A 24,997-nucleotide genomic window follows, 5' to 3' on the forward strand; every position below is an offset into this window, starting at 1 on the left:
GGGGCCTCGGGGGCGCGGGTTTTGGGCGGGGGTGGGGGGGTTGCGTGCCCCCCGGGGCCCCCGGGGAGGGGGGGCCGCCCGGGGGGCGGGGGCCCCCCCTTCGGCGTATGGCGCGTCAGCCCAGCAGGTCGCGGATAACCGGGACCAGGGCGCGGAAGGCCTGGCCGCGGTGGGAGATGGCGTTCTTCTCCGCCGGGGTGAGCTGCGCCGTGGTGCGGGTGTCGTCCAGCGGCTGGAAGATCGGGTCGTAGCCGAAGCCGCCCGTGCCCTCCGGGGCACGGCGTAGGACGCCCTGGAGGCGGCCCTCCACGACGCGTTCGGTGCCGTCCGGGAGGGCGAGGGCCGCGGCGCAGGCGAAGTGGGCGCCGCGGTGCTCGTCGGCGATGTCGGAGAGCTGGGCGAGGAGCAGGTCCAGGTTGGCCTTGTCGTCGCCGTGGGTTCCGGCCCAGCGGGCGGAGAAGATGCCGGGGGCGCCGTTCAGGACGTCGACGCAGAGGCCGGAGTCGTCGGCGACGGCGGGCAGGCCGGTGGCCCGTGCCAGGGCGTGGGCCTTGAGGAGGGCGTTCTCGGCGAAGGTGACGCCGGTCTCCTTGACGTCCGGGACCTGCGGGTACGCGTCCGCGCCGACCAGCTCGTGGGGCAGGCCGGCGTCGGACAGGATGTGGTGCAGCTCGGCTACCTTGCCCGCGTTGCGGGTGGCGAGGACGAGGCGGGGGGCGGAGGGCGTCGAGGTCATGGCGCCCATTATCGCGGCGCCGTCCCGCCCGTCTCCCGGTCGTCTCCCGGTCGCCTCCCGCCCGCCTCCCGCCCGCTGGTCGTCCCGGCCGGGCCGGTGTCAGCTCGGGGTGCAGACCTTCGAGATTTCCTTCGCGGCGTCGGCGACGGGGGTGACGTCCGGGGTCTTGTTGCCGCTCTGGATGGAGTCGCGGACGTTCTTGACCGCGGTGTTCATCGAGTCGATGGCCTTGCCGAGGTCGGTGTTGTCCGTCTGGTCGCCGATCTTCTTGAGGTTCTGCTCGATCTTGTTCAGGGCGTTCTGGGCGTCCTGCGGGCTGTTGCCGGCGTTGGAGACGGACTGCTGGAGCTCGCCGACGCCGTCGGTGATGGCCACGGCCGTGTTGGCGCAGTCCATGGCCGTCGAGATCGCGTCGCAGGCCGTCAGGGCCGGGAGCGTCAGGACGGCGGCCACGGCGACGGCGGCTATGCGGAGCTTCATGCGGGTCCCCTCACGAACACGGATCTACGGATACTCGGGTGTGTCTGCGTCTGTGTCTACGGGCGCACGGCTGTCGTCGCCGTGCGCCCGTTGATCACAAGGACGCAGGAGCGCGGCTCGTGGTTCTCGCCGGGGCTGCGGCGGTGGGGTCAGAGCTCCTGGGCCAGGGCGCTGCGCTGGATGGCTTCGAGGTCGGCGCAGCCGCCGGCGGCGAGGTCGAGGAGGGCGTTGAGTTCCTTGCGGTCGAAGGGTTCGCCTTCGGCGGTGCCTTGGACCTCGACGAAGCGGCCGTCGCCGGTGCAGACGACGTTCATGTCGGTTTCGGCGCGCACGTCTTCCTCGTAGCAGAGGTCGAGGAGCGGGACGCCGTCGACGATGCCGACGCTGACGGCGGCGACGGTGCCGGTGAGTGGCTTGCGGCCGGCTTTGATGAGCTTCTTGCGCTGGCCCCAGGCGACGGCGTCGGCGAGGGCGACGTAGGCGCCGGTGATGGCGGCGGTGCGGGTGCCGCCGTCGGCCTGGAGGACGTCGCAGTCGAGGACGATGGTGTTCTCGCCGAGGGCCTTGTAGTCGATGACGGCGCGGAGGGATCGGCCGATGAGGCGGGAGATCTCGTGGGTGCGGCCGCCGATCTTGCCGCGTACGGATTCGCGGTCGCCGCGGGTGTTGGTGGAGCGGGGCAGCATCGAGTATTCGGAGGTGACCCAGCCTTCGCCGCTGCCCTTGCGCCAGCGCGGGACGCCTTCGGTGAAGGAGGCGGTGCAGAAGACCTTGGTGTCACCGAAGGAGATGAGGACGGAGCCCTCGGCGTGCTTGCTCCATCCGCGTTCGATGGTGACCGGGCGGAGCTGTTCGGGCGTGCGGCCGTCGATGCGTGACATGGGTCCGAGCCTAGTGGGTGCGTGGGTGCGTGGGTGCGCGAAGACCCCGTCGGCCGGGGGGTGTGCTCCGGGACGGGGTCTGCGGTGTCAGTGCGCTCGGCGCGGCCGGGTGGCCGCGGCGGGGGGTCTCACATCATGTCTTCGATCTCGGCGGCGATCGGGTCGGCGTCGGTGCCGATGACGACCTGGACGGCGGTGCCCATCTTGACGACGCCGTGGGCGCCGGCGGCCTTCAGGGCGGCTTCGTCGACGAGGGCGGGGTCGGCGACCTCGGTGCGCAGGCGGGTGATGCAGCCCTCGACTTCTTCGATGTTGTCGATGCCGCCGAGCCCGGCGACGATCTTCTCAGCCTTGGTGGCCATGTGTGTCTCTCCCTGAGTTCTGCGAAGAACGGGTCTCGGCGGCTCTGGTCCGGCGAGTGGGCTCCGGTTTGTCACGGTAGCCCACTGTTGGCCCAGCTACGCGAGCGCGGGTGTTGGGTGTGCCGAATGATGACGATCAGCGGCAACCTGCCTTCCGGCGCGGGTGTGTGGAACCGCGACGAAAGTGGTCTACACCAGTGTGCCGCACGGGTGCACCTGCCTCAAACAGGCCCACCAGGGAGGTAGCCGATGAGCGCGAGCAGTGCGGCAGCAGCGCCGCGGCGGAGTGGGTGGAACGGCCTGTTCCAGGGCCTGCAGAAGATGGGGCGGAGTCTGCAGCTGCCGATCGCGGTCCTGCCCGCGGCGGGGATCCTCAACCGGCTGGGGCAGCCGGACGTGTTCGGCGTGGAGGGCTTGGACTGGCAGGTGCTGGCCAGGGTGATGGCGGGGGCGGGGGGTGCGCTGCTGGACCCGGACCTGGGTCTGCCTCTCCTCTTCTGCATCGGCGTGGCGATCGGGATGGCGAAGAAGTCGGACGGGTCGACGGCGCTCGCGGCGGTGGCGGGTTTCCTGGTCTACCGGGGGGTGTTGCACGCGTTCCCCAATCCGTGCCCGCCGGGCACGCGGGATGTCGGGCCGGGGTGCATCGGGGCGAACGACACGTTCGTGGAGTTCACGTACCAGAATCCGGGGGTGTTCGGCGGCATTCTGATGGGCCTGTTGTCGGCGTGGTTCTGGCAGCGGTTCCACCGGGTGAAGCTGGTCGATTGGCTGGGGTTCTTCAACGGCCGGCGGCTGGTGCCGATCGTCATGTCGTTCGTCGCGATCGGGTTCGCGGTGCTGTGTCTGTGGATCTGGCCGGCGGTCGGCAGTGGGTTGGAGAGTTTCTCGGACTGGCTGGTGGGGCTGGGTTCGTGGGGTGCGGGGATCTTCGGGGTGGCGAACCGTGCGCTGTTGGTGATCGGCTTGCACCAGTTCCTGAACGTGCCGGTGTGGTTCCAGTTCGGCAGTTATACGAAGCCGGACGGGACGACGGTGCACGGTGACATCAACATGTTCCTGGCCGGGGACCCTGGGGCGGGGCAGTTCCTGACGGGCTTCTTCCCGATCATGATGTTCGCGCTGCCGGCGGCGGCGTTGGCGATCACGCACTGTGCGAAGCCCCGGCGGCGCAAGGAGGTGGGTGGTCTGATGCTGTCGGTGGCGCTGACGTCGTTCGTCACGGGGATCACGGAGCCGTTGGAGTACTCGTTCCTGTTCGTGGCTCCGGCGCTGTACGTGGTCCACGCGCTGCTGACGGGTGTGTCGATGGCGGTGACGTGGGCGCTGGGCGCGAAGGACGGGTTCACGTTCTCGGCGGGGCTGATCGATTACGTCATCAACTGGGGGCTGGCGACGAAGCCGTGGCTGATCATCCCGGTGGGTCTGGGCTTCGCGGTGGTGTATTACGCGGTCTTCCGGTTCGCGATCATGGCGTTCGATCTGCCCACCATGGGCCGGGAGTCGGACGAGGAGATCGACCGGATGGAGCGGGAGAACACGCAGGCGTAGACCGGCTTGAAGGGCGGTTCCGCCTGCGACCTGCGAGGCCCTCGGTCCGGCTGGGTCCGGGGGCTTCGGCGTGTTCCGGTTCGGGTCTTGGGGGGTCCGGCCCGCATCCTGTGGAGACGGGCGGTGAATGTGGTGCACGCCACAAAAAATCGAAGGTTCCTTATCTAACCCTCACCGTGCTACAACTGGTCTACACCACACCATTGGTGTAGACCACGCGGGCCAATTCCGGGCCCTCGTCACCCCCGAACGAAGACGTCGCCGTCCCCCGTGTTCCTCCGGCGGCGCCTTGCCCTCTGGAGGAAGTTGTGACCACGGTTGCCGCCCCCGCGGCCGAGAAGAAGAAGGGCGCCGGCGCGATGGCTGTCATGCAGCGCATCGGCCGCAGCCTCATGCTGCCCGTCGCGGTGATGCCCGCCGCCGCGCTCCTGGTCCGCTTCGGCCAGGACGACATGCTGGCCGACAAGTCGCTGCCGGACTTCGTCCAGAAGCTCGGCGGCTACATGGCCGCGGGCGGCGACGCCATCCTCGGCAACATGGCCCTGCTGTTCGCCGTCGGCATCGCGATCGGCTTCGCCAAGAAGTCGGACGGCTCCACCGCGCTGGCCGCGGTCACCGGATACCTGGTCTTCAAGAACGTCCTCGCCACCTTCACCGACTCGAACCTGCCGAAGGTCGCCAAGGTCGTCGAAGGCAAGATCGTGAACGTCGAGGCCCCGGTCAACGCCGGCGTCCTCGGCGGCGTGGTCATGGGCATCGTCGTCGCCCTCCTCTACCAGAAGTTCTACCGGACCAAGCTGCCGGACTGGGCGGGCTTCTTCGGCGGCCGCCGCCTCGTCCCGATCCTCTCCGCCTTCGCGGGCCTGCTGATCGGCATCGTCTTCGGCCTCATCTGGCCCGTCCTCGGCACCGGTCTGCACAGCCTCGGCGAGTGGCTCGTGGGCTCCGGCGCCGTCGGCGCGGGCATCTTCGGTGTCGCCAACCGCGCGCTGATCCCGATCGGCATGCACCACCTGCTGAACTCCTTCCCGTGGTTCCAGGCGGGCGAGTACAACGGCAAGAGCGGCGACATCGCCCGCTTCCTCGCCGGCGACCCGAGCGCCGGCCAGTTCATGACCGGCTTCTTCCCGATCATGATGTTCGCCCTGCCCGCGGCCTGCCTCGCGATCGTCCACTGCGCGCGCCCCGAGCGCCGCAAGGTCGTCGGCGGCATGATGTTCTCCCTCGCGCTGACCTCCTTCGTCACCGGTGTGACCGAGCCGATCGAGTTCACGTTCATGTTCATCGCGCCGGTCCTGTACGCGGTGCACGCGGTGCTCACCGGTGTCTCGATGGCCCTGACCTGGGCCCTGGGCATGAAGGACGGCTTCGGCTTCTCCGCCGGCCTGGTCGACTTCGTCCTGAACCTCGGCATCGCGACCAACCCGTGGGGCCTGGCGCTCGTGGGCCTGTGCTTCGCCGTCCTGTACTACGCGATCTTCCGGTTCGCGATCACCAAGTTCAACCTGCCGACGCCGGGCCGCGAGTCCGACGAGGAGCTGGCCGAGCTGCAGAAGGCCGAGGCCAAGTAGCCGCAGCCGCTGCCGTACGGGGGCGGGCGTGCGGGGCGGTCGGGGTCAGACCTCGTAGACGGCGCCGGCGTGCGCGAGGTCGACCGAGCCGTCGTAGACCGCGCGGGCGTCGGAGAGGTTCTGCCGGGGGTCCGTCCACGGCGGGATGTGGGTCAGGACGAGTCGGCCGACCCGGCCGGCGTGCGCGTACTCCCCGGCCTCGCGGCCGTTGAGGTGGAGGTCGGGGATGTCCTCCTTGCCGTGCGTGAAGGACGCCTCGCACAGGAACAGGTCCACGCCGTCGGCGAGCTGCGCGAGCTCCGGGCAGGCGCCGGTGTCGCCGGAGTAGGTCAGCGAGCGGCCGCCGTGCTCGATGCGGATGCCGTAGGCCTCGACGGGGTGGCTGACGCGCTCGGTGCGCACCTGGAAGGGGCCGATCTCGAAGGTGCCGGACTTCAGCGTGCGGAAGTCGAAGACCTCGCTCATCGAGCGCTCGTCGGGGACGTCCTCGTACGCGGTCGTGAGGCGCTTCTCGGTGCCCTCGGGCCCGTACACGGGGATGGTGCCGCAGCGGCCGCCCTCGTGCCGGTAGTAGCGGGCCACGAAGTACGCGCACATGTCGATGCAGTGGTCGGCGTGCAGGTGGCTGAGGAAGATCGCGTCGAGGTCGTAGAGGCCGCAGTAGCGCTGCAGGTCGCCGAGGGCGCCGTTGCCCATGTCGAGGAGCAGCCGGAAGCCGTCGGCCTCGACGAGGTAGCTCGAACAGGCCGATTCCGCGGACGGGAACGACCCCGAGCAGCCGACGACGGTGAGCTTCATGGAGCGAGAACCTCCGGGACGGTCCGTGGACGGAATGCGGGCCGTGCGTGGGTCGAGCGTAAGGCGCGAAACGTCGGGTCGCTCCTCCGCGGCAGGCCGTTGTGGGGGGAATCACCTGTGGTGTCACCCGGGGGAGCGACGGTGTGCACGGGCGTGCCGGGGCCGTCCGGGGGTGGTTGCGTGCCGTGGGCGGCGGGCGCGGCTACCGTCGGACTATGGATACGTCCTGGTGGCCCGCGGCCCTCGCGGTGGTCGCCGTGATGTTGTTGGTGCTGGTCGCGGGGCGTCGGCCGGGGATCGACCGGCGGGCGCCGCCGCCGCACGGGCCGGGTCCGGCGCCGCGGCCGCGGGCGGGCGAGCTGTGGACGCTGGCGGACGGGCGGTCGTGCCTGGTGCTGGCGGCGGCGTCCGTGCGGGGGCACCGGGCGCGGGTCGCGTGGATCAGCGGGAAGTACGACGACCGGCGGGCCGGGGTGATCCCGCTGCCGCCGGGGACGCTCGGGGTGACGCCGGGCCGGGTGGGCTACCTGGAGGCGGACCGGCCGTCGGAGGTGTGGGTGTGGGAGTTCCGGTCCCGGCTGGGGGTGCTGGACCCGGCGGTGTGGGACGAGGTCAAGGGGCTCGGAGGAGGCGGCTGATGGCAGCGGCGGCGGGCGGGGTGCGGGTGCGGCGCGTGTACGACCCGCCGGAGCCCGGGGCGGACGGGGTGCGGGTCCTGGTGGACCGGCTGTGGCCGCGGGGGCTGGCGAAGGCGGCGGCCGCGGTGGACGAGTGGCCGAAGGCGGTGACCCCGTCCGGGGAGCTGCGGACCTGGTACCACGGGGGCGGGGGCACGCCGGAGGAGTTCCGGGATAGGTACGAGGCGGAGCTGGCGGCTCCGGAGGCGGCGCAGGAGCTGGAGCGGCTGCGGGAGCTCGCGGCTCGCGGCCCGGTGACGCTGCTGACCGCGGTCCGCGACCCGGGGTCGAGCCACGCGGCGGTGCTGGCGGATCTGCTGTCCCGGTAGCCCGGCCGCCGGAGCCGCGGCCCCGTCCCGCGGGGTCGCAGCCTGTGGGTGGCGCCGGCGGGCCGGCCGGGACGCGAGGTCACCGTTCCGCCGGGTCGTCGTGCCCGTGGGCGCCGCCGTTCGCCGGGCCTGCGGGCGGCGCGGCGCCGCGGGCCCGGCGGGCGGGGTTCAGGCCCAGAGCTGGTTCTGGACGGCCTCGATGGCGGCTTCCGTCGTCGGGGCGGTGTAGACGCCGGTCGACAGGTACTTCCAGCCGCCGTCGGCGACGACGAACACGATGTCGGCCGGTTCGCCGGCGGCCATCGCCTTGCGGCCCACGCCGATCGCCGCGTGCAGTGCGGCCCCGGTGGAGACGCCGGCGAAGATGCCCTCCTGCTGGAGCAGCTCGCGGGTGCGGGTGACGGCGTCGGCGGATCCCACCGAGTAGCGGGTGGTGAGGACGGAGGCGTCGTACAGCTCGGGGACGAAGCCCTCGTCGAGGTTGCGCAGGCCGTAGACGAGGTCGTCGTAGCGCGGTTCCGCGGCGACGATCTTCACGTCGGGCTTGTGCTCGCGCAGGTAGCGGCCGACGCCCATGAGGGTGCCGGTGGTGCCCAGGCCGGCCACGAAGTGGGTGATCGAGGGCAGGTCGCGCAGGATCTCCGGGCCGGTGCCGGCGTAGTGGGCGCCGGCGTTGTCCGGGTTGCCGTACTGGTAGAGCATCACCCAGTCGGGGTGCTCCGCGGCCAGTTCCTTGGCCATCCGGACCGCGGTGTTCGACCCGCCCGCCGCGGGCGACGAGATGATCTCGGCTCCCCACATGGTGAGGAGGTCGCGGCGCTCCTGGCTGGTGTTCTCCGGCATGACGCAGACGATCCGGTAGCCCTTGAGCTTCGCCGCCATCGCCAGGGAGATGCCGGTGTTGCCGGAGGTGGGCTCCAGGATGGTGCAGCCGGGGTACAGCCGGCCGTCCTTCTCGGCCTGCTCGACCATGTGGAGCGCGGGGCGGTCCTTGATCGAGCCGGTCGGGTTCCGGTCCTCCAGCTTGGCCCAGATGCGGACGTCCTCGGAGGGCGACAGCCGGGGCAGCCGGACGAGCGGCGTGTTGCCGACCGCGGCGAGCGGGGAGTCGTACCGCATCAGGCGGCGCCGCCGGCCACCGCGGGGAGGATGGTGACGCTGTCGCCGTCCTTGAGGGGGGTCGCGATGCCCTGGAGGAAGCGGACGTCCTCGTCGTTGAGGTAGACGTTCACGAAGCGGCGCAGCTTGCCGCCGGCCGCCTGGTCGACGATGCGTTCCTCGATGCCCTTGTGGCGCGTCTCCAGGTCCGCGAAGAGCTCGGAAAGGGTGCTGCCCTCACCGGTCACGGCCTTCTCGCCGTCGGTGTAGGTGCGGAGGATGGTGGGGATGCGGACCTCGATGGCCATGGCAGGCTCCAGTGTGAAGTGGTGCGGGGAGGGGTTGAGGGCGCGTGGCTCAGGGCCCCCGCGCGAGGGGCTGCGGTGCTCAGGCGGCAGGACAGATGCTGCTGGCGAGGCGGCACAGGTCGACGTGCAGCCGCGCCACGAGCAGCAGTCTGCTGGGCGTCTCGATGCTCACGTCGGGAGGAACCATGCGGTCATGTTAACGATTCCCGGTCCGGCGTTTGGAGTGTGATCCCGCATCGTGGACGTATCCGGCTCGCATCCTGGTCAGTAGGTCTCGACGACCTCGACCTCTTCCTCGGTGATCACGCCGTCGACGATGCGGTAGGAGCGGAACTGGAACTCTCCCGGTCCGTCGGTGTCCGCCGTGGAGACGAGGACGTAGTGCGCTCCGGGCTCGTTGGCGTAGGTGACGTCGGTGCGCGAGGGGTAGGCCTCGGTGGCGGTGTGCGAGTGGTAGACGATCACGGGTTCCTCGTCGCGGTCGTCCATCTCGCGGTAGAGCTTCAGCAGGTCCTTGGAGTCGAACTCGTAGAACGTGGGCGAGCGGGCCGCGTTCAGCATGGGGATGAACCGCTCGGGGCGGCCGGTGCCCGCCGGGCCGGCCACGACGCCGCACGCCTCGTCGGGGTGGTCCTTGCGGGCGTGCTCGACGATCTGGTCGTACAGGGCCTGGGTGAGGGTCAGCATGAGCGACAGGATAAGCAGACGGGCCCCCGCGTACCGAGGTGTGGTACGCGGGGGCCCGCATGCTGGACGCGCGACCCGTGGGCCGCGGTCGGGCGGCGATCGGTGCGCCGGTCGGGCGCCGGTCACCGCCGGTCGGGGGCCGGTCAGGAGGTGCTGCTGCCGGCCTTGGTGAAGGCGGCTCCGGCCGGGTTGCGGCGCTTGAGCACGAGGTAGGAGACGCCGAGGACCAGCGCCCACAGCGGGGCGCAGTACAGCGAGACGCGCGCGTCGGCGTCGACGCCCATCATCACGATGACCACGCCGATGAAGGCGAGGGAGAGGCCGCTGGTCCAGGGCGCTCCGGGCGTCTGGAACGGGGAGGCGGGCAGTTCGCCGCGCTGCACCTTGGCCCGGTAGCGGATCTGGCAGACGAGGATGACGATCCAGGCCCACATGCCGGAGATGGTGGCGAAGGAGACGACGTAGTCGAAGGCCTTGCCGGGGGCGACGTAGTTGATCCAGACGCCGACGAGCATCAGGGCGGCGGAGAAGGTGGTGCCGACCAGCGGGGTGCCGTTCTTCGTCAGCTTGGTGAAGAACTTCGGGCCCTGGTCGTTGAGCGCGAGGTCGCGCAGCATGCGGCCGGTGGAGTACATGCCGGAGTTGCAGGAGGACAGGGCGGCGGTCAGGACGACGAAGTTGACGATCGCGGCGCCGATGCCGAGGCCCATCTTCTCGAAGGCCAGCACGAACGGGCTTTCGCCCGCCTTGAAGTTGGACCACGGGATGACCGACATGATCATGATGAGGGCGCCGACGTAGAAGACGGCGATGCGCCACGGCACGGTGTTGATGGCCTTGGGCAGGGTCTTCTCGGGGTCCTTGGACTCGCCGGCGGTGACGCCGACCAGTTCGACGGCCAGGAAGGCGAAGACGACGATCTGGAGCGTCATCAGCGTCTCGCCGATGCCGTTGGGGAAGAAGCCGCGGTCGTTCCACAGGTTGGAGAAGGAGGCGCCGGCGGCGGCGTCGGAGAAGCCGATGGTGAGGATGCCGGCGCAGATCAGGATCATGCCGACGATGGCGGTGACCTTGACCATGGAGAACCAGAACTCCAGCTCGCCGAAGAGCTTCACGGAGATCAGGTTCGCGGCGTAGAGGATGACGGTGAAGATCAGTGCGTAGGCCCACTGCGGGAAGCTGTCGTGGGTCCAGTACGCCATGTACTTGGCCGCCGCGGTGACTTCGGTGATGCCGGTGACCACCCAGAAGAGCCAGTAGGTCCAGCCGGTCGCGTATCCCCAGAACGGGCCGAGGAACTCGCGTGCGTAGTCCGAGAAGGAGCCCGAGACCGGGCGGTACATCAGCAGCTCGCCCAGGGCGCGCATGATGAAGAAGATGGCCAGGCCCGCGATGGCGTAGGCCAGGATGAGGCTCGGTCCGGCCTTCGAGATCGCCTTGCCGGCGCCCAGGAAGAGGCCGGTGCCGATGGCTCCGCCGATCGCGATCATCTGGATCTGGCGGGCGCCGAGCGTGCGGTGGTACCCCTCCCCGCCGTCGGCCCCGGTTCCCTCGCCGGGTGCCTGGTGGTGCTGCTCGACCTGCGCTGAGGTCATGTTCTGGTGCGCCTTTCTCCACGCCGACCCGCGCCTGACTGGCTGCGGATCGGGTCCTCGATCCCCCGGATACGGATGGAGTTGCACGCCGGCGGTCAGCCGGTTCAAGCAGGCCGGCGGGGACATGGGTGGCGCCCCTTCGGCAGTCGTGAAGATCTATCACGGTTCGAGGACGGCCGAAGGGAGTAAAAGTGGCACTGTGCCCGATAAAAACAGGACAAGAGACAAGAAAACGATCAGATCATCGCATGGCGGTGATCTGATCGTTATCCCGATTTGAGCGTTTACTGAGGGTTGGTCGAGGGTTCTCAGAGCGTTTCGATCAAGGTCTCCTGGAGGCCTCCGAGCCAGAGGTACGCCATCACCATCGGCTTGCGCGGATCATCGTCCGGCAGCCGGTAGAGGGCCGCACCCTCGTCGTCCTCGGTGATGTCCAGCCGGGCCGCGATCGTCAGCCGCAGGTCGTTGAGGGCGCCGAGCCAGCGCAGCGACAGCTCGCCGGTGAGCTCCAGCACCGCCGCCCCGTCCCCGCCCGGGGTGAGCTCGTTCAGGCTGTGCACCACGGCCAGGGCGTCCTGGCGCTTGCGGGCGCGCAGGTCGTTCTCGGTGAACCGGCGGAACTCCGCCGAATGGGCCGCCTGCTCCGCCTGGTCCGCGCCCTCCTCCGCGGAGCCGGGGCCGGGGCCGTAGGCGTCGGGGAAGAGCCGGGCGAGGGCCGGGTCGGAGGGGCGCTCGGTGGGGCCCTCGGCGAAGAGGGCGGCCAGCGGGTCGGCCTCGGCGTCGGGCTCGGGCGCGCCGGGGCCGATGAGCTCCAGCAGCTGTACGGCCAGGGAGCGCAGGATGGAGATCTCGACCTCGTCCAGCGCGATGACGGCCCCGCCGCCCTTGCGAGCTTCGAACATTCCCGCGGTCCGCCCCATCACATCCGGTCCTGGGAGAGGGTCGCCCACAGGCCGTAGCCGTGCATGGCCTGCACGTCGCGCTCCATTTCCTCGCGGGTGCCGCTGGACACGACAGCCCGTCCCTTGTGGTGGACGTCGAGCATCAGTTTGTGCGCCTTGTCCTTCGAATAGCCGAAGTACGCCTGGAACACGTACGTCACGTAGCTCATGAGGTTGACCGGGTCGTTGTGCACCAGAGTCACCCAGGGGACGTCGGGTTCGGGTACCGCGGATGCCTCTTCGGCCGATTCGGTGCGTTCGATCTCAATGGGAGCAACACTCACTCGTCCCATGCTGCCACTGTGACGGGCCCGTCGCACAAACAGGACCCCCATTTCGTCACTCTGACGAAATGTGCGCTAGCATCCCTGCCATGAACCCTGCGGACCTGGGCCTGCCGGTGGACGTGCCGTCGACAGCGCTCTTCACAGATCATTACGAGCTCACGATGCTGCAGGCCGCCCTGGCGAACGGCACCGCCGACCGCCGCTCGGTCTTCGAGGTGTTCACCCGCCGGCTGCCCGAGGGGCGGCGCTACGGAGTGGTGGGCGGCACCGGCCGCGTCCTGGACGCGGTGGAGAACTTCCGCTTCGACACCGCCGTGCTGGAGTTCCTGCGCGAGCGGGCCGTCGTCGACATGCGGACCCTGGACTGGCTCTCCTCGTACCGCTTCTCGGGTGACATCTGGGGATACCCGGAGGGCGAGGTGTACTTCCCCGGCTCGCCGATCCTGCGGGTCGAGGGCAGCTTCGCCGAGTGCGTGCTGCTGGAGACCGTCGTCCTGTCGATCCTCAACCACGACTCGGCGATCGCGGCCGCCGCCTCCCGGATGGCCTCGGCCGCCGGTGACCGGCCGCTCATCGAGATGGGGGCGCGCCGCACCCACGAGCTGGCCGCCGTGGCCGCCTCGCGGGCCGCCTACGTCGGCGGCTTCACCTCCACCTCGGACCTGGCGGCCGGATTCCGGTACGGCATCCCCACCGTCGGCACCAGCGCGCACGCCTTCACCCTGCTGCACGACAGCGAGCGGGACGCGTTCACCGCCCAGGTGAACTCGCTGGGCCGGGGGACCACCCTGCTGGTGGACACGTACGACGTGGCGGAGGCCGTCCGGGCCGCCGTCGACATCGCCGGCCCCGAGCTGGGGGCCGTCCGGATCGACTCCGGCGACCTGCTGCTCGTCGCGCACCGGGTGCGCCAGCAGCTGGACGAGCTGGGCGCCACCAGGACCCGGATCGTGGTCACCTCCGACCTCGACGAGTACGCGATCGCCTCGCTGGCGGCCGCTCCGGTCGACGCGTACGGCGTCGGCACGCAGCTGGTCACGGGCAGCGGGCACCCGACCTGCTCCATGGTCTACAAGCTGGTCGCCCGGGCCGAGTCCGCCGACCCCAAGGCGCCGCTGGTGCCGGTGGCGAAGAAGGCCACGGGCGGCAAGACCTCCATCGGCGGCCGCAAGTGGGCCGCCCGCCGCGTGGACACGGACGGCGTCGCGGAGGCCGAGGTGATCGGGACCGGGCCGGTCCCGGCCGCCCCCGCCCGCCCGCCGCCGCGGGGGCCCCCGGGGAAAGTCGGGGCGGGGGGTGACCCCCCGCCCCGGGCGCGGCCCCCGCACCGCGCCCCCGCCGCCCCCGCTCTCCGCGCCCGCGGGCCCCCCCCCGCGAGTCCCGCCCCGCGGCGCCGCGGCGCGCGCGCCCCCCGCGCGCCCCCCCCCCCCCCCCCGGCCCTGGCCGGCCGGCAGCTGCTGGTCCCGCTGGTCAAGGGCGGGGAGGTGGTCGCCCGCGAGCCGCTGGAGGCCGCGCGGAACCGGCACCGCGAGGCGCGCGGGCGGCTTCCCATCTCCGCGACGCAGCTGTCGCGGGGCGAGGCCGTGATCCCGACCGAGTACGTCTGACCACCGGCCCCCGGCCCCGCCGTGCGGCGCCGCCGCGGGGCGGGGCTCCGGCCCGGACCCCGTTCCGTGCACCGCGCGCCCGGTGCGCCGCCGCTCCGGGCACGGGGTCCGGGGGTTCGGGGGTTCGGGGGCGGAGCCCGCAGTTTCGGGAAGGGGCCGGGTGGGGGAAGAGCCCACCACGCAGAGGCCGCCGCAACCGCACCACACCCACCAGCCGAAGGGCATGCGACATGCACCGCGCACTGATCGTCGTCGACGTCCAGAACGACTTCTGCGAAGGCGGCAGCCTCGCGGTCGCCGGCGGGGCCGACGTCGCCGCCGCCATCACCGAGCTCGTCGGGCAGTCCACGGCCGGCTACCGCCACGTCGTCGCCACCCGCGACCACCACGTCGACCCGGGCCCCCACTTCGCGCAGCCGCCGGCCACCCCCGACTACGAGACCTCCTGGCCGGCCCATTGCGTGGCCGGCACCGAGGGCGTCGGGTTCCACCCGAACTTCGCGCCCGCCGTCGCCTCCGGGGCCGTCGCCGCCGTGTTCGACAAGGGCGCGTACGAGGCCGCGTACAGCGGGTTCGAGGGCGCCGACGAGAACGGCACCCCGCTCGCCGACTGGCTGCACGAACGGCACGTCACCGAGGTCGACGTCGTCGGCATCGCCACCGACCACTGCGTGCGGGCCACGGCCCTGGACGCGGCCCGCGCGGGCCTGCGCACCCGCGTCCTGCTCGACCTCACCGCGGGCGTGGCCGCACGCACCACGGAACGGGCCCTGGAGGAGCTCCGGGCCGCCGGGGTCGATCTGGTCGGCACCCCGGTCGTCCGGGCCGCCTGAGGCGGCCTACGGGCCCCGGAGCCACCGGACGCGAGCCGGCCGACTCGGCCCACTCGCGTCCGACTCGGCTCGGGCCGCCGCTCAGGCGCCGCGCAGCAGGGCCCGTATCGGGTGCCAGAGCTCGCCCGCCTCGTCCGGGACGGCCCGCCACAGCAGGCCGTCCGGGTGGTGCAGGACGGCCGTGACCTCGTCCGGGGTCGGTGGCTCGGTGTTGCCGCGCAGGTACACCGCGCGCAGGCCGAGGTTTCGCAGCCTGGTCAGGGCGCGGGCCCGGTTCGCCGCGTGGACCAGGACCCGTACGGGCCCCGTGTCGCTGCTCCCCGCCGGCCTGGGCAGGGTCAGCGCGACGACGACGCTCCCGTTCGGGAGCCTGGTGAAACCTCCTGCAGGCATGCTGTACGTCTCCCCCGTCAGCTGGATGTCAATAACGCCGGTCAACACAGGTCGCTTCCGCATCTAAACGCGATCGGCCGCCGCCCGCTAGGGGGCGACGGCCGATCATGCTGTGACCAGCGGGTTTATCGAATTACTTGGTGGACGGGCCGACCTCGACCGTCATCTGGAGACCGTCGTAGGTCTCCTTCAGGATCTTGATCTTGGTGTTGGTGTCAGTGACCTTCACCGAGCCGGTCGGGTTCTCGTCGTAGTAGTACTTGCCCTTGTGGTCGTCGAAGACCAGGTTCGCGGGCTTCGGCTTCAGGAACAGCGACTCGCCCTTGTTGTGCAGCGTGAAGGCGTCCGTCGAGTACGCGCTGAAGGTGGCGTCGTACGGCTGGATCTTGTTGCGCAGCAGGGTGCCGTCCGACCACTTCATCGGCTTGGCGTTCGCGTCGATCGGCAGGATCAGGCCCTGGCCCGGGTGCTGGCTGGTGTTGTTGTCCTTCTGGGACTTGTCCCACAGCCAGATCAGCAGGCCGTCCTGGTACGGGTAGTGCTCGACCCAGTTCGGGCGGGTGTTGGCCCAGCCGAAGTTGTACGGGCCCACCTTGAGGGTCGAGTCGTACGACACGTAGCGGCGGTTCTCCGCGATGTAGTACTGCTCGTACTCCTTGGTGAAGCCGGCGCCGATGCGGGAGAAGCCCTTGCCGGTCCAGCCGTTGTCACCGTTCTCGGCGCCGTCGGTGAACAGCGCGGAGCCGTCGGCGGTCAGGGTGACGGCGTCGGCCGTGAAGCCCTTGCCGCCCGCGCCGCCGTCCGTCTGGTAGCGGAAGCGCAGGTCGAACTTCTTGCCGGCGTAGGCGTCCAGCGGGAAGTTCAGGTCCTGCCAGCCGCCGGAGACGTCGGTCAGGGCCGGGGCGCCCGCGGCGTCGACCGGGAGGGCCTTGCCGCCGGCCGTACCCGCGAGGGCGGTCCAGGTGGCGCCGCCGTCGGTGGACACCTCGGTGTAGAGGTAGTCGTAGTCCTTCTCGATGTCCCACCAGCCCTTGAGGGACAGGGCGGCGGACTTCTTGCCGGTCAGGTCGACCGAGCGGGTCAGGGTGTTCTTGAGGTCGTCACCCATGCCGCTCCACCACTGCGAGGAACCCTCGGAGGGGGCGACGATGTCGGTCTTGACCTTCTTCTTCGGCAGCTCGACGACCAGCGCCTGCTTGTCCTTGGTGTTGTACTCCGCCACACCGAGCTTGTGGGTGGACTTCGTCGCGGCCTTGGCCGTGTCGTAGTTCAGCCAGCCCAGCTGGAGCTTGTCCCAGGCGGTCATGTCGCCCGGGAGGTCGCCTATGGACTCCTTGCCCTCGCCGAGCCAGGAGCCGGCGGACATCAGGGACCAGAAGCCGACGCCGTTCTCGCCGCCGCCGGAGGTGTCGTAGAGGTCCGGCAGGCCGAGGTCGTGGCCGTACTCGTGGGCGAAGACGCCGAGGCCGCCGTTCTCCGGCTGCATCGTGTAGTCGCCGACCCAGATGCCCGAGTTGCCGATCTGGGTACCGCCGGCCTTGTTGTTCTCCGGGCCGGTCTTGCCCGCGTTGGTGCCGTAGGCGTACCAACGGTGCGCCCACAGCGCGTCCTTGCCCTGGACACCGCCGCCGGCCGACTCGTCCTCGCCCGCGTGGACGATCTGGAAGTGGTCGATGTAGCCGTCGGACTCGTTGAAGTTGCCGTCGCCGTCGAAGTCGTAGCGGTCCCACTGGTCGTACTGGGCCAGCTGCGCCTTGATCTGCTCGTCGGTCTTGCCGGCCTTCTTCTGGGCCTCGACCCACGCGGTGACGCCGTCCTTGACGGTGTCCCACACGTTGGAGCAGTTGCTCTGGCCGCAGAAGTTCGAGCCGTAACGGGCCTCGTTGTACGGGATCTTGACCCAGTCGGAGACCTCGCCCTCGACCGAGTAGCGGCCCGAGGAGGTCTTCTCGTAGTAGGTCTTCAGCGAGTTGCCCTTGCCGAAGTACAGGTCCTGGAAGTACTCGCGGCTGAAGTCCTTGCGCCAGGCGGTGCTGTTGTTGTTGGCGCGGTCCGGCTGCGCGATCTGGTTGCGCTGCGGGCCGGGGGTGCCGCCGTACTTCACGACCGGGGGCTTCGGGCCCTCCGGGCCGTCCGGGTCGAACATGGTCTGGTTGTCGACCTGGTCGCCGAACTCGACGAGGATGGTGAAGATCTTGTCGGTCTTCTCGCGGCCGAGCTCGACGTACTTCTTGTCGTCGAGCTTGACGACCTTGGAGGCGCCCCGCTGCTCCACGCCCTTCTTGCCCGCCAGTACCTGGTCAAGGGCAGCCTCGCGCGCCTGCGCCTGCTGCTTGCTGAACGGACCTTCGAGGTCGTGCTTGACCTTCTCCTTGGCAGGAGCGGTCGGGTCCTGCTTGTCGACGGCCGGAGCACCCGCGGGGGCACCCGGACCGTTGTCGGCCTGGGCCGTGGTGGCGAGGAAGGCGCCGGAGGCCGCGGTGGCGGCCAGGGTCACGCCGATGGCCGCCGTACGCAGCGCACGCCGGCGGTAGGAATTGCTGGTCACTTGATGTCGTTCCCCTCCCGCGGCCGCGACACAGGTCGGAACGTCTCCGAAGGAGTGGGGGGTTCCGCGCGGCGCGCGTCTCAAGTGACGACATTTGACCGGAGAGTCTAAAGAAAAGACAGACCTTGACTTCTTCCTTACAACTGCACTATGCGGTCGGGGAGTTCCGCTATCCGGACGTTACGCGGTCATACGGGGCGAAGGGCACGTCCTGCCCGTCCTGCGGGACGGGACGTGACTCCGTGCGCCCCCCGTGCACCGGGCACCGTGGGTCAGGTCACGCTTACGGCCCGTTCCGTCCGGGCATGTCCGCACGTAGAGTCGCTTGACGCGCGCCCAGTTGAGCAGACTCCCCCCGCACCCGCCTTGAGGACGGACACCGCCATGCCGCGCCCGACTGCAGCCCAGTTCCTCTACGGGTCCGCCGCCGTCGTCGCCTCGACGATCGCGATGCTGCTGCTCTCGCAGACCCGCTCCGCAGCGGGTGTCGCGGTCATCACCACGGCCGCCCTCGCCCTCGGCCTGCTCGTCGCGCTCACCGCTGCCGCCCCGCGCGGCCGGGGCCGGCACGCGGCCCGCGCCGGCTCCGCCGCCGCCGGCCGGCCGGAGGCCGTGACTGTCACCGAAGTCACACCCCTGGCGGCGCCCGAGGGCGCCGGCGAAGACACGGCGGCGGCCGCCCGGGTGCCGGGACCACCCCGGGCGGCCGCTGCCGAACAACCCGTCCACCACTGAGCCGGGTCGACGGTGCCGTCCTACGCGGTGACCACCACCGTCCTGGCCGCCTTGTCGTGCAGTCCCTGCTGGTAGGGCTTGTCGACGAGGATCGAGATGCCGACGCCCAGCCACCAGAAGACACCGCAGCAGAGGGTCGGCAGCCAGTACGAGGCCGCTCGGCCGAGTGCGGCGTTGGACGGGGGAACGCTGCCGTCGTCGAGCATGGCCACCCGCATGCGCATCGCCTTCTTGCCGGGGGTCTGGCCGTTCTTCTTGACGAAGAACCAGTCGTAGCCGATGAATGCGACGAACCCGATCAGCAGCCACAGCAGGAAGGCGCCGCCGAACCACGTGGCGGCGGCGTCGGAGACCTCCTCGTCCGGGTCGTAACCCGCGGTCCAGATCATGCTGGTCACGAACCAGATGATCCAGAGCGGGACGGCCACGATCAGCAGGTCGATGACGCGCGCGACGAAGCGCTTGCCGGTGTCCGCGAGCGGGGGCATGCCCGCGAGCGGGTCGGGCATGCCGTAGCCGCCCCCGGCGCCCGGGCCCGAGCCGAAGGGGTCGCCGTCGGACGGGGGCGGCGGGGGCGGATAACCGCTGCCGCCCGGCCCGCCGCCGTACGGCCCGCCGGGGGGTGTGCCGCCGGGGGGCGTTCCGTTCGACGGGGGTGGGGGGCCCTCGGGTCTCTTGCGGAAGGGATCGCCCTCGGGCGGCTGCTCCGGCGGCGGCTGGTCGGTGCTCATGCCCCGAGTCGAACCCGGCCCTGCGGGCCCCGCAACGCAGCGGAGTCCGTTCGGGGGAGGGACCGCCCCCGGCACGCCTCCTGAGGGGTGGTCAGCGGGCCACGTACGTCCCGGCCGCCCTGTCGTGCGGACCCCGGTGGCGCGGCCGGTCCGCGAGGCACCACAGCCCGCCCACGGGCCCGAGGAACGCGCCGACCAGCCAGCGGGAAAGGGCCGCGCCGAAGCCGGGCGGGCGGTACGTCGCCGCGGACAGGACACGGACGCCGAGGAGCTTCTTGCCGAGGGTCCGGCCCCAACGGGCTGTCGGCAGCACCTCGTAGAGCAGTCCGAAGACCACGAGGACGCCGAGAACCACGCCCGCGTACCCGGCGATGGTCGCGTCGAGCAGCCAGACGGTGGTGACCCTGCCGCTGCCGCGGGCCGCGTCCACCTTGGACTGGAGGTGGGCGGTGGCCGCCGGTACGAGGGGCCGGGCGGTGGCCGCGGCGACGGCGCCGAACACCAGGGTGTCCAGGGCGCGGGCCACGAGCCGGCGCGCCAGCCCGGAGGGGCGCACGGCCCGCTCCGCCATCTCCTCGAACACGCCCCGGTCGGTGGCCCGCGCCGGAGTCGGGGCCGGGGCCGGGGCAGCGGGGGCCGCCGGGGCGGTGGCCTGTCGGGGCCCGGGAGCACCGTGCGGGACGGGGGCCTCCGGGACGGCGGGGGCCGCCTGCGCCGGAGCGGCTGCCGGCGTCCCGGCAGCGGGGAGGTTCCGCGCGGGCGGGGACACCGGGGACGTGGCCGATGCGGGGGGCGCGGGCGACGCGGGGGCCTCGGGAGCCGCGGGGGCCTCGGGAGCCGCGGGGAACACGGCGGCCCCCGCCGGGGACGGCCGGACTCCGGGCTGTGGCCCCGGGCGGGTGGCGGCGGGAGCGGCAGGGGCGGCGGGGGCGCGCCGCTCCGTGGCCTCGGGCCACGAGGAGGTGATCCCGGAGTCGGTGCCGCTCCCGGGGACGGTGGGCCACGCCGGGGCGGGGGCCGACGGCGCGGCAGCGGCGGCGGCCGGGGAACGGGCCGACAGGATGCCCACGCCCTGGGCGGGGTACCGCTCCGCGGCCGCGGCGGAAGCTGCCGGGGTGCGGGCGAACGAGACGCCCGGCCCGCGCTCCGGCAGGCCGTCGGCGCGGCGGGCCGAGAGCCCGTCCGGGCGGCTGCCGGGGCTGCCGTCCGGGCCGCTGCCCGCGCCCCGGGCACCGGCCGGGGCTCCGTGGGACGGCGGCTCCGGCTCGGGGTGCGGGCCGCGACCCGGCGCGGCGCCCGCGGACCGGGCGGGTGCGTGCCCCGCGTCGGGCTCCGGCTCGGGCCGCCCGGCGGGGTCGCTGCCGCCGCCCCAGGACACCCGGCGGTCGTGCGGCCCGCCGAAGCCCGACTGGTGCAGCGGATCGGCTTGCCAGGCGTCGCCGCGGGCCGACGGCAGCGGCAACGGCGACGGGGACGGCGACGACCGCGCCGGTTCGGGTTCGGGTTCGGGTTCGGGTTCGGGCAACGCCTCGGTCACGGAGGTCTCGTCCAGGAGCGCCGGGCCGGTCCGGTCGGCCGGGGTGGCGGGCCGGCTCGTGCCGGGCACCCAGGACAGGCCGTTCCAGTACCGGACGTAGCCGGGGATGGACGGATCGGGGTAGTAGCCCTCTCGGGCCGCGTGCTCTCCGTCACCAGGGGAGGCCGTCATGTCCCCAACTCCGATCGTGGGCTTGAGGCTTGTGCAAGGGAGGACCATAGCCAAGAACCGCCCCCCGAGACGTCCGGTAACGGGAGAATGCAAGCCTTCGGGCGAACATCCCTCCGTAGGGTTGTTTTCGGTCACCGAAAGATTCACGCCATAGTGCGGTCCGGTGTGCGAAGTCGCGTCATACCCGGGCACACCGGTGCTCTCTGCGGGTGTGGGGCGACGACCCGGCCCCGCACACCGAACCGAAGCGAGGCCGCCATGCACCACCACCCCGTCGTCGAGCGCGAGCTGGAGGTCCAGCTCGTCCTCTCCCCCGAGCGCAGCGTCCCGGTCCCCGCGCGGCTGGTCTACCTCGCGGACGACCCGTACGCCGTCCACATTACCTTCCACACCGGTTCCAACGCCCCGGTCAACTGGACCTTCGCCCGTGAGTTGCTGGTCGAGGGGGTGTTCCGCCCCTGCGGACACGGTGACGTCCGGATCTGGCCGGCCAAGCTGCAGGACCGGTCGGTGCTCTGCCTGGCGCTCACCTCGCCCGACGGCGACGCCCTGCTCCAGGCCCCGGCCGCCTCGGTGTCGACGTGGCTGGAGCGCACCCTGCGGGTGGTGCCGCCGGGCACCGAATCCGACCTGCTGGGCCTGGACGCCGCGCTGTCCGAGCTGCTCGCCCCGACCCCGGCCGACGACCTGTGGATGCGCGATCCGTGGCCGTCGGACGAGGCAGCGGACGGCGACCTGTGATGCGGGACGGCCGGAACCGCGCACCGCGCCGCCGCGGGCCGGGACGGGGGAAGCGGTCAGAAGAGCTTGCCGGGGTTGAGCAGGCCCAGCGGGTCGAAGGCCCGCTTGACCGCACGCTGCATCTCCAGCCCCACCGGTCCCAGTTCGCGGGCGAGCCATTCCTTCTTCAGGACGCCGACCCCGTGCTCCCCGGTGATGGTCCCGCCCAGGCTCAGCCCGAGGGCCATGATCTCGTCGAACGAGGCGCGGGCCCTGCGCGTCTCGTCCTCGTCCGCGGGGTCGAAGCAGACCACGGGGTGGGTGTTGCCGTCGCCGGCGTGGGCGCAGACCCCGACGACGAGGTCCTGGGCCCGGGCGATGCGGGCGGTCCCGTCGATCATCTCGGCCAGCCGGGAGCGGGGTACGCAGACGTCGTCGATCATCGTGGCCGGGCGCAGCGCGTCCAGGGCGGTCAGCGCCATCCGGCGCGCCTTGAGCAGCAGTTCGGACTCCGCCTCGTCCTCGGCGGGTACGACGGCCGTGGCGCCGGCGGCCGTGCACAGTCCGGCGACGGCCGCGAGGTCGTCGGGCGCGTGCGGGGTGTCGGACGCGACGAGCAGCAGGGCCTCGGTGGTCTCGGGCAGGCCCAGCCGTCCCAGCGCGTTGACGGCCCGTACGGTGGTGCGGTCCATCAGCTCCAGCAGCGAGGGCGTCAGCCCGGCCTCCATGACGGCGCACACGGCGGCGCAGGCGGCCGCGGCGGAGGGGAACTCGGCGGCCAGCGCGAGCTGCCGGGGCGGGGCCGGGCGCAGGGCGAGGACGGCCTGGACGACGACGCCGAGGCTGCCCTCGGAGCCGACGAAGAGCCGGGTGAGGTCGTATCCGGCGACGCCCTTGGCGGTGCGCCGGCCGGTGCGCAGGAGCCGGCCGTCGGCGAGGACCACGTCGAGGCCGAGCACGTACTCGGCGGTGACGCCGTACTTGACGCAGCACAGGCCGCCGGAGCCGGTGCCGATGTTGCCGCCGATGGTGCACTGCTCCCAGCTGGAGGGATCGGGCGGGTAGTACAGGCCCTGTTCGGCGACGGCCCGTGAGAGGACGGCGTTGACGACGCCCGGCTCGACGACGGCGGTCCGGTCGACGGTGTTGATCTCCAGGATGCGGTCCATCCTGAGCAGGGAGAGCAGGATGCAGCCGTCGGTGGCGTTGGCCGCGCCGGACAGTCCGGTGCGGGCGCCCTGCGGGACGACGGGGATCCGTAAGGCGGTGGCGGTGCGCAGGACGTGCTGCACCTGCTCCACGGTGCGGGGCAGGACCACGGCCGCCGGGGTGCCGGCGGGGCAGAAGTTCGCCATGTCGGTGGCGTAGGAGGCGGTCACCTGGGGGTCGGTGAGGAGGGCCGCGGCGGGGAGCCCTTGGAGGAGGCGCGTGCGCAGCCGTGCGGTGAGCTCGTCGTCCTTGAGTTCCATGCGATCAGCGTGGCACCGGGGGCCATCGGTGTGAACACGGCCGCGGCAGGCTTCGGACACTGCTGCGGCCCATTCATATTGACGCACAGTGATCGCATGGACCGTATCGACAAGGAAGCGCAGGAGGCTGCGCCGCCCGTGACGTTCACCGGCCGCAAGACGCTCGTGGCGGCCGCCGTCGCGGTGGTCCTGATCGTGGGGGCGCTGGTGATCCGGCCGGCCCGCGCGGGCGACGACGCCCGGCCCGCGGGGCCGATGGAGCGGGCCGCGTCGGCGGTGGGGATGGGGGCGCCGGCGTCGGCGGTGGACCTGTCGGCGCTGATCGCGGACCGGGAGAAGTGGGTCGCGGGGCATCCGCGGGACGAGGCGGCGTGGGCGGTGCTCGGGTCGGCGTACCTGGAGCAGGCGCGGCGCACCGCGGACCCGGCCTGGTACCCGAAGGCGGAGGGGGCGCTGAAGCGGTCGCTGGAGCTCCGCCCGGCGGAGAAGGGCAACCTCGACGCGATGACGGGCATGGGCACGCTCGCCAACGCCCGCGGGGACTACGGGACCGGGCGGAAGTGGGGGGAGCTCGTACGGGCGCAGGCGCCGCGGCAGTGGACGGCGTACCCGGTGCTGGTGGACGCCTACTCGGGGCTGGGCGACTACAAGGCGGCCGAGAAGGCGGTGGAGCGACTGGCGGAGCTCCGGCCCGGTCTGGCGGCTTCCCTGAAGTCCTCGCAGGTGTACCGGGACCGCGGCTGGCGCGAGGATGCCGCGGTGGCGCTGGAGCACGCGGCGGCCGCGGCGAAGTCCCCGGCGGAGAAGGCGTACGTGCTCTACCGGCGCGGGGAACTGCTGTGGGAGCGGGGCGAGCCCGCGGAGGCCCTGCGCCACTACGAGGGGGCGCTGCGGGCGGACCCGGCGCAGGTGGAGTCGCTGGGGGGACGGGCGCGGGCGCTGGCGGGGCTGGGGCGGGGCGGGGAGGCCGTACGGGACTACCGGCTGGCGCTGGGGCGGGCGCAGTCGCCGCGGCTGGCGCTGGAGTTGGGTGAGCTGCTGGAGTCGCTGGGGCGCGGGGACGAGGCGAAGGCGCCGTTCGACCTGTTGCGGGCGGCGGCCGCGAAGCAGCACGGCGGGGTGAACGAGTCGGTGGTCCTCGGCCTGTTCGAGGCGGACCACGGGGATCCGGGCGCGGCGGTGCGGCGGCTGACGGTGGAGTGGGCGCGGCACAAGAACGTACAGGTGGCCGATGCGCTGGGATGGGCGTTGCACCGGCTGGGCGATGAACCGGCGGCGCTGGAGTACGCGGTGAAGGCGGCGGACCGGGGGCTGCGGAGCGCGGACTTCGCCTACCACCGCGGGGTGATCGAGTGGGCGCTGGGCGACCACGCGTCGGCGCGGCGGCACCTGCAGGAGGCGCTGCGGACGAACCCGCGGTTCTCGCCGGTGCGGGGGCCGTTGGCCGAGCAGGCGCTGGCGATGATCGGGCCGCCGCCGCCGGGCGGGCCCGAGAACGTGCAGCCGGCCGCGCCGTGGGTGGCGCCGGAGCTGCCGAAGCCGACGGCCTCGCCGAAGCCGAAGCCGGGGGCGGGGGCGGGGGCGAAGCGCGAGCCGGCCGCGCCGAAGCCCGGGGCGCCCTCGAAGCCGGCCAAGCCTGCGGAGCCCCGTGAACCCCGGGAGCCACAGGAGCCTGCGGAGCCCGGCAAGCCCGGGGAGCCCCGGGGGTCCGCGGAGCCCGGCAAGCCCGGACCGGTGAAGCCCGAGCCCGAGCCCGAGCCCGCCCGGCCGAAGCCGCCGACCGCCCCGGCGGCGGACTGACCCGGCCCCGGACGCGGGACAGGCCCCCTGCCCGAGCTTGGGTTCAAGGGGTCGTCGCAACACCACTTGGTTTCAGGTGGTGAGTAGATCACGTAGAGGGGGGGGGGGGGGGGGGCCCCCCCCGGCGGGTGGGGGGGGGGGGGGGTGTTGTT

At 72.1% G+C, this 24,997-nt stretch carries 26 protein-coding genes; 9 read left to right on the forward strand and 17 right to left on the reverse strand.

Annotated features, from left to right (window positions below; genetic code table 11):
* Positions 1–115 precede the first annotated feature (115 nt).
* The 4 genes from rdgB to ACFVGY_RS22360 form a co-directional block, all read right to left on the reverse strand.
* On the reverse strand, positions 116–736 hold the full coding sequence (gene rdgB / locus ACFVGY_RS22345; protein ID WP_385679996.1) for an RdgB/HAM1 family non-canonical purine NTP pyrophosphatase: 621 nt from the start codon (positions 734–736) through the stop codon (positions 116–118).
* A 99-nt stretch (positions 737–835) separates the two neighbouring features.
* A complete protein-coding gene (locus ACFVGY_RS22350; protein ID WP_385679998.1) occupies positions 836–1,216 on the reverse strand; it encodes a hypothetical protein in 381 nt (126 codons plus the stop codon).
* A 149-nt stretch (positions 1,217–1,365) separates the two neighbouring features.
* On the reverse strand, positions 1,366–2,097 hold the full coding sequence (gene rph, locus ACFVGY_RS22355; protein ID WP_385680000.1) for a ribonuclease PH: 732 nt from the start codon (positions 2,095–2,097) through the stop codon (positions 1,366–1,368).
* Positions 2,098–2,225: 128 nt separating this feature from the next.
* On the reverse strand, positions 2,226–2,459 hold the full coding sequence (locus ACFVGY_RS22360; protein WP_179175925.1) for a PTS glucose/sucrose transporter subunit IIB: 234 nt from the start codon (positions 2,457–2,459) through the stop codon (positions 2,226–2,228).
* A 249-nt stretch (positions 2,460–2,708) separates the two neighbouring features.
* Between ACFVGY_RS22360 and ACFVGY_RS22365 the strand changes: the two genes are divergently transcribed.
* Together ACFVGY_RS22365 and ACFVGY_RS22370 are read left to right on the forward strand one after the other, a co-directional pair.
* Entirely contained in the window at positions 2,709–4,010 is a 1,302-nt protein-coding gene (locus tag ACFVGY_RS22365; protein WP_385680003.1) for a PTS transporter subunit EIIC, read from the forward strand.
* Positions 4,011–4,369: 359 nt separating this feature from the next.
* Entirely contained in the window at positions 4,370–5,581 is a 1,212-nt protein-coding gene (locus ACFVGY_RS22370; protein WP_385680050.1) for a PTS transporter subunit EIIC, read from the forward strand.
* A gap of 45 nt (positions 5,582–5,626) precedes the next feature.
* Here the strand turns inward: ACFVGY_RS22370 and ACFVGY_RS22375 are convergent, their stop codons facing one another.
* On the reverse strand, positions 5,627–6,379 hold the full coding sequence (locus ACFVGY_RS22375; protein ID WP_385680005.1) for an MBL fold metallo-hydrolase: 753 nt from the start codon (positions 6,377–6,379) through the stop codon (positions 5,627–5,629).
* A 215-nt stretch (positions 6,380–6,594) separates the two neighbouring features.
* On the opposite strand from ACFVGY_RS22375, the gene ACFVGY_RS22380 reads away from it, so the two are divergent.
* Complete coding sequence (locus ACFVGY_RS22380) at positions 6,595–7,017, forward strand: hypothetical protein (RefSeq protein ID WP_385680007.1); 423 nt, start codon at positions 6,595–6,597, stop codon at positions 7,015–7,017.
* A complete protein-coding gene (locus ACFVGY_RS22385; protein ID WP_385680009.1) occupies positions 7,017–7,385 on the forward strand; it encodes a DUF488 domain-containing protein in 369 nt (122 codons plus the stop codon). Before ACFVGY_RS22380 ends, ACFVGY_RS22385 begins: the two co-directional genes overlap by 1 nt.
* 168 nt (positions 7,386–7,553) lie before the next feature.
* Here the strand turns inward: ACFVGY_RS22385 and ACFVGY_RS22390 are convergent, their stop codons facing one another.
* From ACFVGY_RS22390 to clpS, 7 genes are all read right to left on the reverse strand, one after another.
* Complete coding sequence (locus ACFVGY_RS22390; protein ID WP_385680011.1) at positions 7,554–8,504, reverse strand: PLP-dependent cysteine synthase family protein; 951 nt, start codon at positions 8,502–8,504, stop codon at positions 7,554–7,556.
* Positions 8,504–8,791 carry a MoaD/ThiS family protein gene (locus tag ACFVGY_RS22395; RefSeq protein ID WP_385680013.1) on the reverse strand — a complete coding sequence of 96 codons (288 nt, stop codon included), beginning with the start codon at positions 8,789–8,791 and terminating at the stop codon, positions 8,504–8,506. Before ACFVGY_RS22395 ends, ACFVGY_RS22390 begins: the two co-directional genes overlap by 1 nt.
* A 79-nt stretch (positions 8,792–8,870) precedes the next feature.
* Positions 8,871–8,978, reverse strand: a complete 108-nt coding sequence (locus ACFVGY_RS22400) for a putative leader peptide (RefSeq protein WP_385680015.1) — start codon at positions 8,976–8,978, stop codon at positions 8,871–8,873.
* Positions 8,979–9,055: 77 nt separating this feature from the next.
* A complete protein-coding gene (locus ACFVGY_RS22405) occupies positions 9,056–9,478 on the reverse strand; it encodes a Mov34/MPN/PAD-1 family protein (RefSeq protein WP_385680017.1) in 423 nt (140 codons plus the stop codon).
* A gap of 143 nt (positions 9,479–9,621) precedes the next feature.
* Entirely contained in the window at positions 9,622–11,073 is a 1,452-nt protein-coding gene (locus ACFVGY_RS22410; RefSeq protein ID WP_385680018.1) for an amino acid permease, read from the reverse strand.
* A 308-nt stretch (positions 11,074–11,381) separates the two neighbouring features.
* Entirely contained in the window at positions 11,382–11,975 is a 594-nt protein-coding gene (locus tag ACFVGY_RS22415) for a DUF2017 domain-containing protein (RefSeq protein WP_385680020.1), read from the reverse strand.
* A 17-nt stretch (positions 11,976–11,992) separates the two neighbouring features.
* Positions 11,993–12,307, reverse strand: a complete 315-nt coding sequence (clpS, locus tag ACFVGY_RS22420) for an ATP-dependent Clp protease adapter ClpS (protein ID WP_179175915.1) — start codon at positions 12,305–12,307, stop codon at positions 11,993–11,995.
* Between the two features lie 80 nt (positions 12,308–12,387).
* Between clpS and ACFVGY_RS22425 the strand changes: the two genes are divergently transcribed.
* Positions 12,388–13,908 carry a nicotinate phosphoribosyltransferase gene (locus ACFVGY_RS22425; RefSeq protein WP_385680022.1) on the forward strand — a complete coding sequence of 507 codons (1,521 nt, stop codon included), beginning with the start codon at positions 12,388–12,390 and terminating at the stop codon, positions 13,906–13,908.
* Between the two features lie 230 nt (positions 13,909–14,138).
* A complete protein-coding gene (locus tag ACFVGY_RS22430) occupies positions 14,139–14,741 on the forward strand; it encodes an isochorismatase family protein (protein WP_385680024.1) in 603 nt (200 codons plus the stop codon).
* A gap of 81 nt (positions 14,742–14,822) precedes the next feature.
* Here the strand turns inward: ACFVGY_RS22430 and ACFVGY_RS22435 are convergent, their stop codons facing one another.
* Entirely contained in the window at positions 14,823–15,134 is a 312-nt protein-coding gene (locus tag ACFVGY_RS22435; RefSeq protein ID WP_360637741.1) for a hypothetical protein, read from the reverse strand.
* A 133-nt stretch (positions 15,135–15,267) separates the two neighbouring features.
* Entirely contained in the window at positions 15,268–17,682 is a 2,415-nt protein-coding gene (locus tag ACFVGY_RS22440; RefSeq protein WP_385680026.1) for an immune inhibitor A domain-containing protein, read from the reverse strand.
* Between the two features lie 384 nt (positions 17,683–18,066).
* Here ACFVGY_RS22440 and ACFVGY_RS22445 point away from each other — a divergent pair, with 384 nt between their 5' ends.
* Entirely contained in the window at positions 18,067–18,417 is a 351-nt protein-coding gene (locus ACFVGY_RS22445; RefSeq protein WP_385680028.1) for a hypothetical protein, read from the forward strand.
* Positions 18,418–18,437: 20 nt separating this feature from the next.
* Here the strand turns inward: ACFVGY_RS22445 and ACFVGY_RS22450 are convergent, their stop codons facing one another.
* Together ACFVGY_RS22450 and ACFVGY_RS22455 are read right to left on the reverse strand one after the other, a co-directional pair.
* Positions 18,438–19,148, reverse strand: a complete 711-nt coding sequence (locus tag ACFVGY_RS22450; protein ID WP_385680030.1) for an RDD family protein — start codon at positions 19,146–19,148, stop codon at positions 18,438–18,440.
* Positions 19,149–19,239: 91 nt separating this feature from the next.
* Positions 19,240–20,856, reverse strand: coding sequence for an RDD family protein (locus ACFVGY_RS22455; protein ID WP_385680032.1), 1,617 nt, complete (start codon positions 20,854–20,856; stop codon positions 19,240–19,242).
* Positions 20,857–21,114: 258 nt separating this feature from the next.
* On the opposite strand from ACFVGY_RS22455, the gene ACFVGY_RS22460 reads away from it, so the two are divergent.
* Positions 21,115–21,597 (forward strand): SsgA family sporulation/cell division regulator, encoded by a 483-nt coding sequence (locus ACFVGY_RS22460; protein ID WP_385680034.1) that lies wholly within the window; start codon positions 21,115–21,117, stop codon positions 21,595–21,597.
* A 56-nt stretch (positions 21,598–21,653) separates the two neighbouring features.
* Here ACFVGY_RS22460 and ACFVGY_RS22465 read toward each other — a convergent pair whose 3' ends face one another.
* On the reverse strand, positions 21,654–23,045 hold the full coding sequence (locus ACFVGY_RS22465; RefSeq protein WP_385680036.1) for an FAD-binding oxidoreductase: 1,392 nt from the start codon (positions 23,043–23,045) through the stop codon (positions 21,654–21,656).
* A 96-nt stretch (positions 23,046–23,141) separates the two neighbouring features.
* Between ACFVGY_RS22465 and ACFVGY_RS22470 the strand changes: the two genes are divergently transcribed.
* Positions 23,142–24,845: a tetratricopeptide repeat protein gene (locus tag ACFVGY_RS22470; RefSeq protein ID WP_385680038.1), complete on the forward strand. Its 1,704-nt coding sequence runs from the start codon at positions 23,142–23,144 to the stop codon at positions 24,843–24,845.
* Positions 24,846–24,997 lie beyond the last annotated feature (152 nt).

The organism is Streptomyces sp. NPDC127106, assembly GCF_042677605.1.
Classification (GTDB): Bacteria; Actinomycetota; Actinomycetes; order Streptomycetales; family Streptomycetaceae; genus Streptomyces.

What these genes read in the sequence shown, in the direction of transcription:
- ACFVGY_RS22365 (WP_385680003.1), top strand. Translation starts at nt 2,709, where the DNA reads ATGAGCGCGAGCAGTGCGGCAGCAGCGCCGCGGCGGAGTGGGTGGAAC.
- ACFVGY_RS22410 (WP_385680018.1), bottom strand. Translation starts at nt 11,073, where the DNA reads ATGACCTCAGCGCAGGTCGAGCAGCACCACCAGGCACCCGGCGAGGGA.
- ACFVGY_RS22360 (WP_179175925.1), bottom strand. Translation starts at nt 2,459, where the DNA reads ATGGCCACCAAGGCTGAGAAGATCGTCGCCGGGCTCGGCGGCATCGAC.
- ACFVGY_RS22415 (WP_385680020.1), bottom strand. Translation starts at nt 11,975, where the DNA reads ATGTTCGAAGCTCGCAAGGGCGGCGGGGCCGTCATCGCGCTGGACGAG.
- ACFVGY_RS22400 (WP_385680015.1), bottom strand. Translation starts at nt 8,978, where the DNA reads ATGGTTCCTCCCGACGTGAGCATCGAGACGCCCAGCAGACTGCTGCTC.
- ACFVGY_RS22405 (WP_385680017.1), bottom strand. Translation starts at nt 9,478, where the DNA reads ATGCTGACCCTCACCCAGGCCCTGTACGACCAGATCGTCGAGCACGCC.
- ACFVGY_RS22460 (WP_385680034.1), top strand. Translation starts at nt 21,115, where the DNA reads ATGCACCACCACCCCGTCGTCGAGCGCGAGCTGGAGGTCCAGCTCGTC.
- ACFVGY_RS22375 (WP_385680005.1), bottom strand. Translation starts at nt 6,379, where the DNA reads ATGAAGCTCACCGTCGTCGGCTGCTCGGGGTCGTTCCCGTCCGCGGAA.
- ACFVGY_RS22470 (WP_385680038.1), top strand. Translation starts at nt 23,142, where the DNA reads ATGGACCGTATCGACAAGGAAGCGCAGGAGGCTGCGCCGCCCGTGACG.
- rdgB (WP_385679996.1), bottom strand. Translation starts at nt 736, where the DNA reads ATGACCTCGACGCCCTCCGCCCCCCGCCTCGTCCTCGCCACCCGCAAC.
- ACFVGY_RS22380 (WP_385680007.1), top strand. Translation starts at nt 6,595, where the DNA reads ATGGATACGTCCTGGTGGCCCGCGGCCCTCGCGGTGGTCGCCGTGATG.
- clpS (WP_179175915.1), bottom strand. Translation starts at nt 12,307, where the DNA reads ATGGGACGAGTGAGTGTTGCTCCCATTGAGATCGAACGCACCGAATCG.
- ACFVGY_RS22385 (WP_385680009.1), top strand. Translation starts at nt 7,017, where the DNA reads ATGGCAGCGGCGGCGGGCGGGGTGCGGGTGCGGCGCGTGTACGACCCG.
- ACFVGY_RS22395 (WP_385680013.1), bottom strand. Translation starts at nt 8,791, where the DNA reads ATGGCCATCGAGGTCCGCATCCCCACCATCCTCCGCACCTACACCGAC.
- ACFVGY_RS22390 (WP_385680011.1), bottom strand. Translation starts at nt 8,504, where the DNA reads ATGCGGTACGACTCCCCGCTCGCCGCGGTCGGCAACACGCCGCTCGTC.
- ACFVGY_RS22445 (WP_385680028.1), top strand. Translation starts at nt 18,067, where the DNA reads ATGCCGCGCCCGACTGCAGCCCAGTTCCTCTACGGGTCCGCCGCCGTC.
- ACFVGY_RS22435 (WP_360637741.1), bottom strand. Translation starts at nt 15,134, where the DNA reads ATGCCTGCAGGAGGTTTCACCAGGCTCCCGAACGGGAGCGTCGTCGTC.
- rph (WP_385680000.1), bottom strand. Translation starts at nt 2,097, where the DNA reads ATGTCACGCATCGACGGCCGCACGCCCGAACAGCTCCGCCCGGTCACC.
- ACFVGY_RS22370 (WP_385680050.1), top strand. Translation starts at nt 4,370, where the DNA reads ATGGCTGTCATGCAGCGCATCGGCCGCAGCCTCATGCTGCCCGTCGCG.
- ACFVGY_RS22350 (WP_385679998.1), bottom strand. Translation starts at nt 1,216, where the DNA reads ATGAAGCTCCGCATAGCCGCCGTCGCCGTGGCCGCCGTCCTGACGCTC.
- ACFVGY_RS22425 (WP_385680022.1), top strand. Translation starts at nt 12,388, where the DNA reads ATGAACCCTGCGGACCTGGGCCTGCCGGTGGACGTGCCGTCGACAGCG.
- ACFVGY_RS22450 (WP_385680030.1), bottom strand. Translation starts at nt 19,148, where the DNA reads ATGAGCACCGACCAGCCGCCGCCGGAGCAGCCGCCCGAGGGCGATCCC.
- ACFVGY_RS22455 (WP_385680032.1), bottom strand. Translation starts at nt 20,856, where the DNA reads ATGACGGCCTCCCCTGGTGACGGAGAGCACGCGGCCCGAGAGGGCTAC.
- ACFVGY_RS22465 (WP_385680036.1), bottom strand. Translation starts at nt 23,045, where the DNA reads ATGGAACTCAAGGACGACGAGCTCACCGCACGGCTGCGCACGCGCCTC.
- ACFVGY_RS22430 (WP_385680024.1), top strand. Translation starts at nt 14,139, where the DNA reads ATGCACCGCGCACTGATCGTCGTCGACGTCCAGAACGACTTCTGCGAA.